Source organism: Muricoccus roseus (assembly GCF_900141905.1).
In the GTDB taxonomy this organism is placed as follows: domain Bacteria; phylum Pseudomonadota; class Alphaproteobacteria; order Acetobacterales; family Acetobacteraceae; genus Roseomonas; species Roseomonas rosea.
Genome location: NZ_FQZF01000014.1, coordinates 69,330 through 84,147, shown reverse-complemented (window position 1 = coordinate 84,147; position 14,818 = coordinate 69,330). Strand labels below are relative to the sequence as shown.

Sequence of the window (14,818 nt, the reverse complement as noted above, 5' to 3'; positions counted from 1 at the left end):
GGCGCCTCCCATCACGCGGCCTCCCGCGTCAGCTCGCGGAACACCGTGTCGAGGTCGGGGCCGCGCTGCGCCAGCTCGGCCGGCGTCGCATCGGCCACCACGCGGCCGCGCGCGATGACGATGGCCCGCGTGCAGACCGCGCCCACCTCCTCGAGGATATGGGTTGAGATGATCATGGCCTTGCTCGGCGCCATGCGCGCGATGAGGTTGCGGACCTCGTGCTTCTGGTTCGGGTCCAGCCCGTCGGTCGGTTCGTCCAGCACCAGCACGGGCGGGTCGTGCAGCAGGGCCTGGGCCAGGCCGACGCGCCGCTTGAAGCCCTTGGAGAGGGTCTCGATGGGCTGGAGGCGCACTTCCTCCAGCTGGGTCATGCGCATGGCGTCGTGCACGCGGTCCGCCGCCTCGCTGCCGCGGTAGCCCCGCGCGCGGGCGGTGAAGGCGAGGAAGCCCTGGACCGTCATCTCGGGATAGGTCGGCGCGCCTTCCGGGAGGAAGCCGAGATGGCGCTTCGCCTGCACGGGGCGCTCCACCACGTCCTCGCCCATGATGCGGGCGGTGCCGGCGGTGGGCGTCACGAAGCCCGCCAGCATCTTCATGGTGGTGGACTTGCCGGCGCCATTCGGGCCCAGGAAGCCCAGCACCTCGCCAGCCCTGACGGTGAAGGTGACGTCATCCACGGCGGTGAAGGCGCCGAAGCGCTTGGTCAGCCGGTCGATCTCGATATGCGGCGCGTCCACGGTCGGAACTTCCCCCAAGGCAGGGGCCACAACCGAAGAGGTGGGCGCCCCCCGCGCCCGCCGGGTTAAGGCGGGGCGGGAAGGGGCGCAAGACCCCCTGGGGGCGGGGAGGGGAGGGGCGTTGTCCGCGTCCCGATCTGCGTCGAGAATGGAACGGTGCGGCGCCGAATCGGTGGGCGCGGCTTTCCCGGGAAAATCCATGGTCGCCGTCGTGGCTGGTTGGGCGTTCGCCGCCTTCCTCTATTTCAAGATCGCCTTCGAGGCGGGCTTCCACAGCGGCATCAGCCTCGTGGCCGCGCTGCTCCTCGGCATCCTCTTCGGTGTCTTCGTCTTCGCGGCGAGCGGCGCCTACGCCTTCCGGCTGGCCCGCTTCAACATCGAGCCGGGCCGTTACTCCGCCTCGGCGCTGACCCTGGTGGGGCTGACCTTCTGGCGGTTCTTCCTCGGGACCGCCCTGTTCGGGGTGGTCGCGCGCCTCGTCATCTTCGGCTTCGCGCCCGGCCTGAGCCGGGAGATCCGCTGGCGCAGCTACTATGGGATCGCGGATGAGGGCCCGCTTTTCGTGCTCATCATCCTGGCGCCCGCGCTGCTCCATTATGCGTCCTGCATCCTTACCACGCGGCAGAACACCGCCCCCGCACGCTAGCCCGCCGCTCTCAGCCGGCGGCGAGGGGCTTCAGGCTAGGATCGTGGTCGAAAAGCGCCAGCAGGGTCCGGGCGGCCCGGCCCCGTTCCGTCGCGGCAAGGCCCGGGTCCTTCTCCAGCAGCAGCTCCGCCTCCTGATGCGCCACCCGGACCAGCCCGCCATGGCGCTGTGGGTCGGCGATCCGCCGCCCGATCTGCCCGGCCTGGCGGGTGCCCAGCGCATCGCCGCCCCCGCGGTGGTCGAGATCCGCATCGGCGATGAGGAAGCCGTCCTCCGTGTCCCGGATGACCGAGAGCCGGCGCTTCTCGCCCTCCAGCAACTCCGCGGAGGGCAGGAGGAGGCAGTAGGACTGGGCGCTGCCCCGCCCGACGCGGCCGCGCAGCTGGTGCAGGGCTGAAAGGCCGAAGCGCTCGGCCTGCTCGATGATCATGATGGTGGCCTCGGGCACGTCCACGCCCACCTCCACCACCGTGGTCGCGACGAGGAGCTGGGCCCGGCCCGCGGCGAAGTCGCCCAGCGCCGCCTCGCGCACCTCCAGGCTTTGGGCGCCATGGGCCAGGCGCACGGTCTCGCCGAACACTTCCTTCAACTGGGCGAAGGTGGTCTCGGCAGCCACGTTGTCATGGGCCTCGCCGTCCTCAATGGCGCGGACCACCCAGTAGGCCCGGTTCCCCGAGGCGAAGGCGCGGCGCAAGGCGGCCAGCACCTCGTCCCGCCGGTCCCGGCTGACGATGCGGGTGACGATGGGCTTGCGGCCCGCCGGGCGCCCTTCGAGCCGCGAGACGGCCATCTCGCCCCATTGGGTCAGCAGCAGGGTGCGGGGGATCGGGGTCGCCGTCATGACCAGCACGTCGGTTTCCGTGCCCTTCTCGGTCAGCATCAGCCGCTGCGCCACGCCGAAGCGGTGCTGCTCGTCCACCACCACCAGGGCCAGGTCGCGGAACTGCACCCCCTCCTGGAACAGGGCATGGGTGCCGATCACCAGGGGCAGCGAGCCATCGGCCAGGCGGCGCAGCACCCGGGAGCGCTCCTTGCCCTTCACGCTGCCGGCCAGCAGGGCGCATTCCACCCCGGCTGCCCCGGCCAGGCGCTGAAAGGTGCGGAGATGCTGGCGGGCAAGCATTTCGGTCGGCGCCATGATGGCGGCCTGCGCCCCGGCCTCCACCGCTCGGAGCATGGCCATCAGGGCGACGAGCGTCTTGCCGCTGCCGACATCGCCCTGCAGCAGGCGGAGCATCCGGCGCGGGGCGGCGAGGTCCGCGTCGATCTCGGCGACCGCCTGCGCCTGGGCCGCGGTCGGCTCGTGTCCGAAGGCGGCCAGGGCGCGGGCGCGGAGCGCGCCATCGCCGGCGAGGGAACGCCCCGGCCGTTCCAGCACCGCCCGGCGGACCAGGCCGATGGCCACCTGCCCGGCCAGCAGCTCGTCATAGGCAAGCCGGTCCGTGGCCTCGGGGGCCGGCACTGCCTCGGGCGCCTGAAGGGCGCGAAGGGCTTCCGTGAAGCCGGGCCAGCGGCGACGGCGCAGATGGGCGGGGTCCTGCCATTCCGGCATCGCGGGCAGGCGTGCCAGGGCGGCATTCATCGCCTTCTGCACGTCCTTCGGCCCCAGGCCCTTCACCAGCGGCCAGACCGGCTGGATGTCCGGGATGATGTCGGGCGGGGAGACGAACTCCGGGGCGTCCATCTGCCAGCGCGGGCCATAGCGGCGGACGCGGCCGGAGACGGTGCGGGCCGCGCCTTCCGGAAAGGTCCGGTGCAGCCACGGCCCGACCCATTTCGCCCGGAGGAAGTAGACGAGGTCGATCATCGCCCGCTCGCTCAGCCCCTTCACCACCCAGGGCTGGGAGGGGCTGCGGGGCGCGGTCACCGCCTCCACCAGGAGGGGAATGGTCGCCACGTCCCCATCCGCGGCATCGGCCAGTCGGGTGATGCGCTTCCGGTCCACATAGCGTTCCGGCAGGTGCAGCAGCAGGTCCAGCACCCGCGGGCCCGCCGCATCGGCCAGCTGGCGTGCCTTGCCCGCGGCCTCCGGGAGGCTCTCGATGGGGGCGAGAAGGGGGGAGAGGTGGTCTGGCTGGGCTGGCATGATTCGGAGCGGGGCGTATATGGCACGCCACGAACGAATGCCGAACGGGGCAAGCGCGATGGATGACGAACTGAACGAACTCTCCCCGCGGCGGCGGCGTTTGCTCTTCCGGGCACGCCATCGCGGCACGAAGGAGACCGACCTGCTGATCGGCGGCTTTGTCTCGGACCGGATCGAATCCTTCTCCGAGCAGGAGCTGGACGAGGTTGAGGAGCTGCTGGAGCTGCCGGATGTGGACCTGACCGACTGGCTCTCCGGCCGCCGCCCCGTGCCGGCCGAGCTGCAATCCCCGATGATGCTTCGCCTGATGGAGGCGAGCGCGCTTCCCGGGGCGGGAATACCCGAAGAGATGCGGAAGAACTGAATGGCCCTGGACGTCTACGGCGCCCCCGAGGGGTATGACGGGCTCCTGGTGGCCCGCCGGCGGGCGGAAGAGCAGGGGGCGGTGCTGCATGTATGCCGGGACGATGCCCGGATGCAGCGCATGGCCGACGCCCTGGCCTTCCTCGCGCCGGAGGCGGAGGTCCTGACCTTCCCGGCCTGGGACTGCCTTCCCTATGACCGCGTCTCGCCCAACCCCGAGATCACCGCCGAGCGCGTCGCGACCCTGACCCGGCTGATGGAGCCGCCGGCGCGGCCGCGCATCGTGCTGACGACCGTCAACGCCCTCGTTCAGAAGGTGCCGCCCCGCGCGGTCTTCGCCGGGGCCACCCTGCGCCTGGCCAAGGGCGGGCGGACCGATCCCGAGAAGCTGATCGGCTTCCTCGAGGCCAATGGCTATGGCCGCGCGGGGACGGTGATGGAGCCGGGCGAATACGCCGTACGCGGCGGCATCATCGACCTCTATCCCGCCGGGGAGCCGGACCCGGTGCGGCTGGACCTGTTCGGCGACGAGATCGAGAGCATCCGCCGCTTCGACCCGGGCACCCAGCGCAGCCGAGAGGGAATGGAGGAGCTGTGGCTCCGGCCCATGGGCGAAGTCTTCCTCGACCCGGATTCGATCACGCGCTTCCGCACCGAATACCGCGACCTCTTCGGCCCGGCGGCGGGGGACGACCCGCTCTATGTCAGCGTCTCCGCGGGGCAGCGGCACCCGGGAATGGAGCACTGGGCCGGGCTCTTCCACGAGAAGATGGAGACGCTGATCGACTATCTCGGCCCCGCTTCCACCAGCCTGGACCATCAGGCCGAGGATGCGCTGGAAGCCCGGCTGGAGATGATCGAGGACCATTACGAGGCCCGCCGGCTGCCGCCGCGCGAGGGGGAGGTGCCCTACCGCCCGGCGCCGCCGCGCCGCCTCTACCTGGACCGCAAGGGCTGGGACCGGATGCTCTCCGGCGGGCCGGTGCTGCGCTTCAACCCCTTCGGCAAGCCGGACGGCACCGAGGGAGTCGAGGCGGGCGGCCGCCAGGGGCGGCTTTTCACCGAGGTGCGCCAGGCCGGCGGCAACGTCTTCCAGGCCTTCCACGACCATGCGAAGGCCATGGCGGGGCAGGGTCGGCGGGCGGTTCTCGCGGGCTGGACCCGCGGCTCACGGGACCGGCTGGCGAACCTGCTGCGGGAGGCGAATGTGCCGACCCAGACGGTGGACGACTGGCCCGGCGTGCGGAAGCTGCCGCCGGGGGTGGTCGGGCTGGCCGTCTGGGGGCTGGAGCGCGGCTTCATCGGCGGGGCCGGCGCCGATGGCGAGCCCGGGATTTCCGTCACCGGCGAGCAGGACCTGCTGGGCGACCGCATCGCCCGCCCTCCGCGCCGCCGCAAGCGCGCGGACCAGTTCATCGCGGATGCGACGGAGATCGAGGAGGGTGACCTCGTCGTCCATGCGGATCACGGCATCGGCCGCTATGACGGGCTGGAGACGCTGGATGCGGGCGGCGCGCCGCATGACTGCCTCCGCCTGATCTATGATGGCGGGGACAAGCTCTACCTGCCGGTGGAGAACATCGAGGTCCTCACCCGCTTCGGCAGCGATTCCGCGGGCGTCGCGCTGGACAAGCTCGGCGGCGTTTCCTGGCAGAACCGCAAGGCGAAGGCGAAGTCCCGCATCCAGGACATGGCGGCGCAGCTCATCCGCACCGCCGCCGAGCGCCAGACCAAGGAAGGGGTAATGGCCACCCCGCCCGAAGGCGCCTGGGACGAGTTCTGCGCCCGTTTCCCCTTCGCCGAGACGGAGGACCAGCTGCGCGCCATTTCCGATATCCTGGAGGATCTCTCGGCCGGCAAGCCGATGGACCGGCTGATCTGCGGCGATGTGGGCTTCGGCAAGACCGAGGTGGCGCTCCGCGCCGCTTTCGTGGTGGCGATGACCGGTGCCCAGGTGGCGGTGGTCGTTCCCACCACTCTTCTCTCGCGCCAGCACTACCGCACCTTCACCAAGCGCTTCGAGGGGCTGCCCATCAAGGTCGGCCAGCTCTCCCGCATGGCGACGGCTAAGGAGCAGGCGGAGGTGAAGGCGGGGCTGAAGGACGGCACGGTGAACATCGTGGTCGGCACCCATGCCGTGCTGGCCAAGGGGGTGGAATTCGCCGATCTCGGCCTCGTCATCGTCGATGAGGAGCAGCATTTCGGCGTGGCGCATAAGGAGCGGCTGAAGTCGCTCAAGGCCGATGTGCATGTGCTGACGCTGACGGCCACCCCCATCCCGCGCACGCTGCAGCTCGCGCTCTCCGGCGTGCGGGAGATGAGCGTGATCGCGACGCCGCCCGTGGACCGGCTGGCGGTGCGCACCTTCATCATGCCCTGGGACAGCGTGGTGATCCGCGAGGCCATCCAGCGCGAGCGCTTCCGCGGCGGCCAGGTCTTCTGCGTGGTGCCCCGGCTGGAGGACCTGCCGAAGGTCGCGACGCGGCTGACGGAAATCGTGCCGGATATCCGCGTCGCCCAGGCGCATGGGCGGCTGACGCCCACCGAGCTCGAGCGGGTGATGACCGAGTTCGGCGACCAGAAATACGACATCCTGCTCTCCACCAACATCGTGGAGTCCGGGCTGGACATGCCGGCGGTGAACACGCTGCTGATCCACCGGGCCGACATGTTCGGCCTCGCCCAGCTCTACCAGCTGCGCGGGCGGGTCGGGCGCGGGAAGCAGCGCGGCTATGCCTATCTCACCTGGCCGCAATCCCACCGTCTCTCGGCGGCGGCGCAGAAGCGGCTGGAGGTGATGCAGACGCTCGACAATCTCGGCGCCGGCTTCACCCTGGCCTCCCACGACCTCGATATCCGCGGCGCCGGTAACCTGCTGGGCGACGAGCAGTCCGGCCATGTGCGGGAGGTCGGGATCGAGCTCTACCAGCAGATGCTGGAGGATGCGGTGCAGGACATCCGCAACCGCCAGCGCGGCAAGGGAGCGAAGGGCGAGGCGCCGGACCGGGACTGGACGCCCAACATCAATCTCGGCCTGCCCGTCCTCATCCCCGAGGACTATGTGCGCGACCTTCCCGTGCGCCTCGGCCTGTACCGCCGCATCGGCGGGCTGGCGAACGAGGCGGAGCTGGAGGCGATGGCGGCGGAGCTGACCGACCGCTTCGGGCCCATCCCGCCGGAGGTGGAGAACCTCCTCCAGGTCGTCTCCATCAAGCGGATGTGCCGCGAGGCCGGGGTGGAGAAGCTGGATGCGGGACCCAAGGGCATCGTGCTGGCCTTCCGCCGCAACAACTTCGCGAATCCCGGCGGGCTGGCGGGCTGGGTCGTCTCCCAGAAGGGCGCGGTGAAGCTGCGGCCGGACCACAAGCTGGCCGTGGTGCGGGAGATGGAGCTGGCGCAGCGGGTGAAGGTGGCGCGGGAGATCCTCCAGGCGCTGCTGCGCGTCGCCAGCGAGGCGAAGGCGGCTTAGCGTCCCCCCGAGGACCGGCGGATCGCCGAGTCCCGGGGGAGGCGGCATGGGTGAACGGGCGGCATCGGCGTCATGGCCGCTGGATTCGCGGCCGCCCTGGCCCACCCTTCTCGGGGCCGCGCTGCAGCATGCCGCCATCATGTCCGTCACCCTGGTCTTCCCGCTGCTCGTCGCCGATGCGGCCGGCGCGGACGAGGCGACGCGGGCGCGCTACCTCGACCTCTGCATGCTCGCCCTGGGACTGGCCACGCTGGCCCAGGCCTGGGGCTGGCGCGGCATCGGCTCCGGCTTCCTCATCCCCGCCGTCTTCACCGCCGCCTATGTGCCGCCGGCGCTCGTCGCCGCGCGGGTCGGCGGGCTCGGCGCGGTGGCGGCCATGACCATTGCCGCCGGGGCCATGGAGATCCTGCTGGCGACCCAGATCCGCCGCCTCCGCGCCTGGGTCCCGGCCGAGGTGATGGGGCTGGTGGTGCTCCTCATCGGGGTGATCCTGGGCCTGCTCGGCTTCCGGCTCATGCTCGGGATCGGCCGTGGCGCCGGCCCCGACTCCCCGGCCGCCCTGGCCGGCGGCCTTCTGGCCCTCGCGGTCGTGCTGGGCGTCTCAGTCTGGGGCGGGGCGCGGCTGCGGCCGCTCGCGGCGCTCTGCGGTCTTGTCGCGGGAACGGCGCTGACCTTCCTCCTCGAAGGAGCGGGCGGGCATGCCACCGCGCCGGCCGTCCCGGACTGGGCGCCCATCACCTGGCCGCTGGTCCTGCCGGCAGCGGGGGAATGGACGCTCCTGCCTGGCTTCCTCATGGGGGCGCTGGCCTGCCTCGCCCGCGCCTCGGGCGACATCGTCACGGCCCAGCGGGCCAACGACCCGCGCTGGACCGCGCCCGACATGGAAAGCGTCCGGCGCGGCACGCTGGCGGATGGCGTGGGCACGCTGCTGGCCGGGCTGCTCGGCGTTCCCGGGCTAAACACCTATTCGGCCAGCATCGGGCTTTCGGTCGCCACCCGGATCCTCGCGCGGCGGGTGGCCGTGGCCGTCGGGCTGTTCTGGTGCGCCCTGGCCCTGCTGCCCGGCACGGCGGGGCTGGTGCTGGCCATTCCGCGCAGCGTCCTCGGCGCGATCCTGCTCTTCTCCGCGGCCTTCGTGGTTTCGGCCGGCATGGGTATCGTGGCGCAGCGGCTGCTCGACGCCCGGCGCACGGCGACCATCGGCCTCGCCCTCATCCTCGGCCTCTCCTACGACCTCGTGCCGCAGTTCTACGCGCGAATGCCGGAATGGCTGGGCGGGGTGATCGGCTCCTCGCTGGTCCTCGCCCTGGTCACGGCGCTCATCCTCAACGCGCTGTTCCGGATCGGCACCGCACCACGGGCGGCAACCCGCTGGGTGCCGGCGGAGGGGGCCGGCGCCCTGTCGGCCTTCATCACGGAAGAGGGCCGCCGCTGGGGCGCACTGGCCGCGCTCGTCGAGCGCGCCGCCGATGCGCTGGAGGAGTTCGGCCACGCGGCGCCCGATCTGCTCGATCCCGGAACCTCGCTGGAGGTGGAAGCGCGCTGGGACGAGCTGGCGCTCGAGATCCGCCTCTCCTGGGCTGGGCGGATGCTGCCGGCCGGCGCCGCCGCACCAGAGGAGGATCCGGTGGCCCTCGCCGTCGCGATCCTCCGCTTCCGGGCGGGGCCGATGCGCGAGACCACACGGGCGGATGGACGGCGGGAGTTGCGGCTGCGCTTCGAGGGCTGAGGCGGGCCTTCGGGGGATTGTTCCGCGCTGACGGTCTGTCCCGGGGAGAGGAAGAAGGAATTCTTCCTCTCCCCGGACCCCTCACCATCATCCTTTTCTTCAAGTTTGGAGTCATGGGGATGACGGTGCGCCTGAGGTCGATGACCTCAGGCGACTGGAAAGGCCGAACATGCGCCCGCCATCCAGAGACCCCACTGGTCCGGGGCATCCACGGCAGCCAGGCGGGGTTCCAAGGGCCTCAGGCCCTTGGCGGGTTGGGGGCGGAGCCCTCACCGGCGAAACCGCGCCGCTCAGAACCCCCAGAAGGGGGATATCAGCCGGTCTGCGTCCCCGGCGATGCCAGGGCGATTTCACGGATGAGCTTCGCCCGGAGTGCCCGGGCGAAGTCGCCGCGGCGCTCCGCCGTCATGACGAAGGCGCCGTTGCCGGCAATCACGGTTTCCTCGTAGGTCCGGGTCAGGCCGGGGCGGCCGCCCTCGATCGCGAGGGCGTTCACGACGATACCCTGGGCGGCCGCGGCTCGGCGGGCGCCCTCGACGGGGTGCAGGCTTCGCATGTCGGGCGCATCGCCCGAGAGGTCGATCACGCGCTCGCTCGCGGCCCAGGGGGCCTGGGCGATGAGGGCGGCCGAATGGTCCAGGGCATCGCCAATGGCGTTCCAGCTCTGGCGGGAGCGGGGGGCGTCCAGCACGGCGCGGGCGAGCACCCCGGCGGAGGCGGCAGCGATGACCCGGTGCCAATCAACCATCGTGGCCGCCCCGCCCGGGGCGCCCCATTCCACCAGGGCCACGCCGATGGAAGCGCGCGGGCCGGCGCTGATAGCCGAGAGCACGGCCGGATGGGTGAGGGCTTCCGCGCAGCCTTCCCGCTGCAAGCGGAATTCATCCGCGTCGATGCTGCCGGAGGCATCGATGGCGAGGACGAGGAGGAGATCGACGACGGCCGGCTGCGCGGCGGTGGACCCCGCGGCGAGTGCGGGCGGGAGGAGGAGGGCGCCGCGGCGCCCGATCCGCCCTCGCGTCACGCGGCCTCGGCCTGGGCGACGTCCAGCAGGCGCTGCAGCACCTCGGGCTCCTGCGCGCCGGCAATGGCATGGCGACCGGCCAGGACGAAGCAGGGCACGCCGTTGATGCCCAGGCGGTGGGCGCGGAGGTTTTCGGCCTGCACGGCCTCGGCTTCCTGGTCCCCGGCGAGGAAGCGGCGCGTCGCGGCACGGTCCAGCCCGGCCGCGGCGGCGATGCCGGCCAGGGTCGCGTGGTCGGCGATATCCGCGCCCTCGGCGAAATGCGCGAGGAACAGCCGGTCCACCACCTCTTCCGCCACGCCCCGCCGGGCGGCCAGACGCACCAGCCGGTGGGCATCCAGGGATGGCGGGGTGCGATGGATCAGGTCGAAGCGGAAGGGCACGCCTTCGGCCCGGCCCATCTCGGCCAGGGTGGTGTGCAGGCGCCGGGCGCGGTCCGCCCCGCCGGGACGGCGCGCGAAGGCGTCCCGGCCCGAGGCGGGCTGGTCCGGGTTGAGGAGGAAGGGGCGCCACATCAGGTCGGCCACCAGCTCCGGCCGGGCACGCAGGGCACGGCGCAGGCGGCGCGTGCCGAGGAAGCACCAGGGGCATACGAGATCGAAGACCACCTCGATGGGCAGCCGGGCGCGGGGCGGGGTGAGCGCGTTCACCGGCCCAGTCTAGCCCTGCCGGGGTCGCGCGGGCCAGGGTTCTCGAAGGCGCCCGGCCCGCCCTAGGATCGGGCGAGCCTTGCCGGAGTGCCCATGCCCAACCCCTATGCCGACCGGCCCGATCACGCCTTCTGGTCGCGGGCCGTGGCCGACCCGCCCGGAGGTGTGGTGGACCCGGTGGTGGCGGCGCCTTTCAACCTGACCCCGGCGGACCGGGTGGCGACCGCCGGAAGCTGCTTCGCCCAGCACATCGCCCGGCATCTCGCGGCCTCGGGCTACGGGCATCTGCGCACCGAGGCGGGCGACCCGGCCGAGGACGGCGGCTTCTCCGCGCGTTACGGGAACATTTACACGGCCCGGCAGATGCTGCTGCTGATCGACGAGGCCTATGGGCTGCACCGCCCGGCCGACGATGTCTGGCGCCGGGCGGATGGGCGCTTCGTCGATGCGCTGCGCCCGCGCGTCCCGATGAATGGCCATCCCAGCGAGGAGGCGGTGCGCGCCGCGAGGTCGACGCATCTCGGGGCGGTGCGGCGGGTGTTGGAGGATTGCACGGCCTTCGTCTTCACCCTGGGCCTGACCGAAACCTGGCTGGGCGAGGATGGCACGGCCTATCCGCTCGCGCCGGGCGTGGTGGCGGAGGCGCCATCGAGCATGCGGCACCGCTTCCACAACTTCACCCTCGACGAGGTGCGGGCCGACCTCCTCGGCGTCGTCGAGCGGCTGTGGGACGTCAACCCGTCGGCCCGCGTCATCCTCACCGTCTCGCCCGTGCCGCTCGTCGCCACCATGAGCGCGGCGCATGTGCTTCCGGCGACCACCTACAGCAAGTCGGTCCTGCGGGTGGCGGCGCAGGAGGCGGTGGACCGCTTCCCGCATGTCGCCTACTTCCCCTCCTACGAGATCATCACGGGGCCACAGGCGCGCGGCGCCTATTTCGCGCCGAACCTGCGGGCCGTGACGGAGGAGGGTGTGGCGGCGGTCATGGCGGTGTTCGGGCGGCATTTCCTGGGCCGGGGCGACGAGGAGGGGCAGGGGGCTTCCCAGAAGGCTTCTCACGGGGCGAGAGCCCCGGCGGCCGTACAGGCAGGCGCGATCGATGCGGAGACGGAGGCGACCCTCGGGGTGGTCTGCGACGAGGAGGCGATCGAGCATTCCCTCCCTTCGGCACGGGCGCGCTGACCGGGATGCGCTTCGCCGTCATCGGCAACTGCCAGACCGGCACCTTCGCCGACGCCCTGGCGCTCTATTTTCCCGGCGCGGAGGTGGTCCGCCACGGCACCGGGAACCCGGCCACGGCCGAGCGCGCAGATGCGATCGCGGCGGAGCTGCGCGGGTTCGACCGGGTCTTCGCGCATCCGGAGGTGAATGAGCGGCTCGGCCCGCTGCGGCACAAGCAGCTGCGGGAGACGCATCCGGAGACGGTCTTCATCCCCACCATCGCTTTCAACGGCTTCCAGCCCGACTGCATCTACCTGTCCGACTCACGCGGCGGGCTTGGATCGCCGCTCGACGTATACCACTCCGCCCTGGCGGCGGCGGCCTTCACGCTGAGGCTGGACGAGGCCCGCACGGCCGCGCTCTTCAACGCCATGGTCTTCTCTCGGCTCGGCTATTTCGAGGACCACGCCAAGGCAGCCGGCGCGATGGTCGCGCATTTCCGCCGGATGGGGATCGAAATCGGCGACCGGCTGCCGCTGTGGCAGCGGCACGTCGCCTTCATGTACACGATCAACCATCCGCGCAGCGTGGTCGTGGCGGACATGGCGCGGCTCGTGCTCCGCAAGCTCGGCCACGACCTGCCTGAACTGACCGACGCCTCGGACGTGCTGGGTGAGCCTCTGTCGCGGATGCCGGTGTTTCCGGTCTATCCCGAGATCGGGCGGCGGCTCGGCCTGCCCGGGCACTACCTGTTCCGCAACGTCATCCGCGGCGAAGGGCCGATCCAGGTGATGGACCTGGCGGGCTTCATCGCCGCCAGCTTTGCCCTCTACCGCGCCATGCCGGAGCGCGTGACGGAAGCGGTCGAGCGGCATCCGCGCGCAAAGCCGGTGCGGGACACGCTGGCCACCCTGCTGCGCCTGGGATGATGCCTCAGCGCGCCGCCGTCACCCCGACCTGCCGGCACATGTCGAGCAGGAGGCAGGTGGAGCAACGCGGGCGCTCCCCGGTGCAGACGAACTTGCCAAAGGGCACGAGGCGCTCGTTGATCTCGACCCAGTAGCGCCGGGGCAGCACGGCCTCCATCGCCGCCATGCTCCGCTCGGGCGTGCCGGCCGCTATCACGCCCCAGCGGTTGGCGATGCGGTGCACATGGATGTCCACGGCGATGGCGGCGCGGCCGAAGGCGACGCCCAAGGTGAGGGCCGCGATCTTCGGGCCGACCCCGCGGAAGGCCATCAGCCCCTCCATCGTCTCCGGCACCACGCCGCCATGCTCATCCAGGATGCGACGGGAGAGGGCGAGGATGTCCCGCGCCTTGGGTTCGGGGAAGGTCGCCCCGTGCAGGAGCCCGGCGAGGGTCGGCTCGTCCAGCGCGACCATCTCTGCCACGGTGCGCGCCACTGCGAAGAGGCGGAGGCAGACCGGGGTTGTCACCTCGTCGCGCGTGCGGGCGGAGACAAGGCTGGCGACGAGCTGCTCGAAGGGCGTGCCATGGCCACGGTCGCGCAGTTCGAACATCGCGGCCTTCGGACGGTCCGCCAGCATCACGCGGAGGCGGCGGAACGCTTCGTCATAGTCGAAGGGGCGCTTGTCCGGCGCAGCCGGTCGGGCAGGGGCGGAGACGGAGGCTTGCGGCGCCGACATGGTGAGCAAACGCCGGGGCGCCGGCCGGGCTGCGTTCCGTTTCGCGCGGCGGCATCCGTGCCGCGGCGGGCCGGACAGGCCGCCCTGGCGGATGGGGTGGGATTCGAACCCACGGTGGGCTTGCGCCCACGCCGGTTTTCAAGACCGGAGCAATCGACCGCTCTGCCACCCATCCCCGGCGATCGCGCCGCGACAGGCGCGCGGGGCCGGGTTACACCGGCTTCGTGACCAAGGGAACCATGATGCGCAGACCGCGCCTTCTCATCGCCGCGCTGCTTTCCGCCGCGCCGGCCTTCGCCCCGGCCATGGCGCAGGAGCCTCCGGACTGGCGCGGCACGCTGAGCCTGACTGTGGAGAACGACCTCTTCGGCGGGTCGGACCGCTACTACACCAACGGGCTGCTGCTGACCTGGCGCTCGCCTTCCGAGAACCTGCCCTGGCCGCTGGCCTGGATGGACCGGGCGCTGGACTATGCCGTGGAGCCGGGGCAGCTCCGCTGGGGCCTGTCCTTCGGCCAGAACATCTACACGCCCCAGGACACGTCCCGCCGAAACCCGGACCCGCGGGACCGACCCTATGCGGGCTATCTCTATGGCGCGGCGAGCCTGACCCGCACCACGGAGCGGAGCCAGACCCTGGCCGAGATCCAGCTCGGCGTGGTCGGCCCTTCGGCGCTCGGCGAGTTCGTGCAGAACAACTACCATGACCTCCTGAACATCAAGAACGCGGAGGGCTGGGACCGGCAGCTGAAGGACGAGCCGGCGGCGACGCTGCTGCTGGAGCGCCGCTGGCGCATCCCGGCCGGGCAGATCGGATCCCTCCAGGCCGAGACCATCCCCGTGGTAGCGGGCGCAGTGGGCAATGTGCAGACCTATGCCTCCGCCGGCGCGATCTTCCGCATCGGGGATGGGCTGGACGCCGACTGGGGCCCGGTGCGGATCCGCCCGGCCCTGGCCGGCTCGGGCTTCTTCCAGCCGCGCCAGGATTTCGGCTGGTATGTCTTCGCCGGCGTGGAGGGGCGCGCCACCGCGCGCGATATCTTCCTGGATGGCAACACCTGGCGGGACGGGCCGCGCGTGGACAAGCGCATCGTCGTGGGCGACGCGCAGGTCGGGGCGGCCGTGATGTGGCGGGGGGTGCGCTTCGCCTATACCCATGTGCTGCGGAGCGAGGAGTTCTACGGGCAGAAGGGCGTGCAGTCCTTCGGCTCCTTCAGCGCCTCCTTCCGGTTCTGAGGGGGGAGCGCGCCCGGCCGGACCGGATGAGGCGAGGAGTCAGGCGGGGCGCGCAACAGCTTGTTGCAAAG

The 14,818-nt window shown here is 71.7% G+C and carries 12 protein-coding genes and 1 tRNA gene; 7 read left to right on the top strand and 6 right to left on the bottom strand.

The genetic code is table 11. From position 1 onward, the window contains the following. Nucleotides 1–11 precede the first annotated feature (11 nt). A complete protein-coding gene (locus BUB97_RS13195) occupies nucleotides 12–737 on the bottom strand; it encodes an ABC transporter ATP-binding protein (protein WP_073135438.1) in 726 nt (241 codons plus the stop codon). A 199-nt stretch (nucleotides 738–936) separates the two neighbouring features. Here BUB97_RS13195 and BUB97_RS13190 point away from each other — a divergent pair, with 199 nt between their 5' ends. Further along, nucleotides 937–1,383 carry a hypothetical protein gene (locus tag BUB97_RS13190; RefSeq protein WP_073135436.1) on the top strand — a complete coding sequence of 149 codons (447 nt, stop codon included), beginning with the start codon at nucleotides 937–939 and terminating at the stop codon, nucleotides 1,381–1,383. Nucleotides 1,384–1,393: 10 nt separating this feature from the next. Here the strand turns inward: BUB97_RS13190 and recG are convergent, their stop codons facing one another. After that, on the bottom strand, nucleotides 1,394–3,469 hold the full coding sequence (recG, locus tag BUB97_RS13185) for an ATP-dependent DNA helicase RecG (RefSeq protein ID WP_073135435.1): 2,076 nt from the start codon (nucleotides 3,467–3,469) through the stop codon (nucleotides 1,394–1,396). Nucleotides 3,470–3,527: 58 nt separating this feature from the next. On the opposite strand from recG, the gene BUB97_RS13180 reads away from it, so the two are divergent. Genes BUB97_RS13180 through BUB97_RS13170 form a run of 3 tightly spaced genes read left to right on the top strand, consistent with a single transcriptional unit; the run spans nucleotide 3,528 to nucleotide 9,030 of the window. After that, nucleotides 3,528–3,833 (top strand): FAD assembly factor SdhE, encoded by a 306-nt coding sequence (locus BUB97_RS13180; protein WP_073135537.1) that lies wholly within the window; start codon nucleotides 3,528–3,530, stop codon nucleotides 3,831–3,833. After that, complete coding sequence (gene mfd, locus BUB97_RS13175; protein ID WP_073135433.1) at nucleotides 3,834–7,301, top strand: transcription-repair coupling factor; 3,468 nt, start codon at nucleotides 3,834–3,836, stop codon at nucleotides 7,299–7,301. A 46-nt stretch (nucleotides 7,302–7,347) separates the two neighbouring features. After that, complete coding sequence (locus BUB97_RS13170) at nucleotides 7,348–9,030, top strand: uracil-xanthine permease family protein (RefSeq protein WP_073135431.1); 1,683 nt, start codon at nucleotides 7,348–7,350, stop codon at nucleotides 9,028–9,030. Nucleotides 9,031–9,343: 313 nt separating this feature from the next. Here BUB97_RS13170 and BUB97_RS13165 read toward each other — a convergent pair whose 3' ends face one another. Both BUB97_RS13165 and BUB97_RS13160 read right to left on the bottom strand, forming a co-directional pair. Further along, nucleotides 9,344–10,054, bottom strand: a complete 711-nt coding sequence (locus tag BUB97_RS13165; protein WP_245818296.1) for a DUF1194 domain-containing protein — start codon at nucleotides 10,052–10,054, stop codon at nucleotides 9,344–9,346. Further along, nucleotides 10,051–10,704 (bottom strand): DsbA family oxidoreductase, encoded by a 654-nt coding sequence (locus BUB97_RS13160; protein WP_175562624.1) that lies wholly within the window; start codon nucleotides 10,702–10,704, stop codon nucleotides 10,051–10,053. Before BUB97_RS13160 ends, BUB97_RS13165 begins: the two co-directional genes overlap by 4 nt. Before the next feature lie 93 nt (nucleotides 10,705–10,797). Here BUB97_RS13160 and BUB97_RS13155 point away from each other — a divergent pair, with 93 nt between their 5' ends. Together BUB97_RS13155 and BUB97_RS13150 are read left to right on the top strand one after the other, a co-directional pair. Then, nucleotides 10,798–11,886: a GSCFA domain-containing protein gene (locus BUB97_RS13155; RefSeq protein ID WP_073135429.1), complete on the top strand. Its 1,089-nt coding sequence runs from the start codon at nucleotides 10,798–10,800 to the stop codon at nucleotides 11,884–11,886. A 5-nt stretch (nucleotides 11,887–11,891) separates the two neighbouring features. Then, on the top strand, nucleotides 11,892–12,794 hold the full coding sequence (locus tag BUB97_RS13150) for a WcbI family polysaccharide biosynthesis putative acetyltransferase (protein ID WP_073135427.1): 903 nt from the start codon (nucleotides 11,892–11,894) through the stop codon (nucleotides 12,792–12,794). 4 nt (nucleotides 12,795–12,798) lie between these two features. Here the strand turns inward: BUB97_RS13150 and BUB97_RS13145 are convergent, their stop codons facing one another. Further along, the gene (locus BUB97_RS13145) at nucleotides 12,799–13,512 is read right to left on the bottom strand and encodes an endonuclease III domain-containing protein (RefSeq protein ID WP_073135425.1); all 714 of its coding nucleotides are present in this window, start codon (nucleotides 13,510–13,512) and stop codon (nucleotides 12,799–12,801) included. Nucleotides 13,513–13,597: 85 nt separating this feature from the next. Next, nucleotides 13,598–13,687, bottom strand: a tRNA-Ser gene (locus BUB97_RS13140). A gap of 64 nt (nucleotides 13,688–13,751) precedes the next feature. Between BUB97_RS13140 and BUB97_RS13135 the strand changes: the two genes are divergently transcribed. Further along, complete coding sequence (locus BUB97_RS13135; RefSeq protein ID WP_217659670.1) at nucleotides 13,752–14,747, top strand: lipid A deacylase LpxR family protein; 996 nt, start codon at nucleotides 13,752–13,754, stop codon at nucleotides 14,745–14,747. Nucleotides 14,748–14,818 lie beyond the last annotated feature (71 nt).

Coding starts and splice junctions, on each gene's coding strand:
- recG (WP_073135435.1), bottom strand. CDS start 3,469: ATGCCAGCCCAGCCAGACCACCTCTCCCCCCTTCTCGCCCCCATCGAG.
- BUB97_RS13145 (WP_073135425.1), bottom strand. CDS start 13,512: ATGTCGGCGCCGCAAGCCTCCGTCTCCGCCCCTGCCCGACCGGCTGCG.
- mfd (WP_073135433.1), top strand. CDS start 3,834: ATGGCCCTGGACGTCTACGGCGCCCCCGAGGGGTATGACGGGCTCCTG.
- BUB97_RS13180 (WP_073135537.1), top strand. CDS start 3,528: ATGGATGACGAACTGAACGAACTCTCCCCGCGGCGGCGGCGTTTGCTC.
- BUB97_RS13155 (WP_073135429.1), top strand. CDS start 10,798: ATGCCCAACCCCTATGCCGACCGGCCCGATCACGCCTTCTGGTCGCGG.
- BUB97_RS13170 (WP_073135431.1), top strand. CDS start 7,348: ATGGGTGAACGGGCGGCATCGGCGTCATGGCCGCTGGATTCGCGGCCG.
- BUB97_RS13190 (WP_073135436.1), top strand. CDS start 937: ATGGTCGCCGTCGTGGCTGGTTGGGCGTTCGCCGCCTTCCTCTATTTC.
- BUB97_RS13135 (WP_217659670.1), top strand. CDS start 13,752: ATGATGCGCAGACCGCGCCTTCTCATCGCCGCGCTGCTTTCCGCCGCG.
- BUB97_RS13150 (WP_073135427.1), top strand. CDS start 11,892: ATGCGCTTCGCCGTCATCGGCAACTGCCAGACCGGCACCTTCGCCGAC.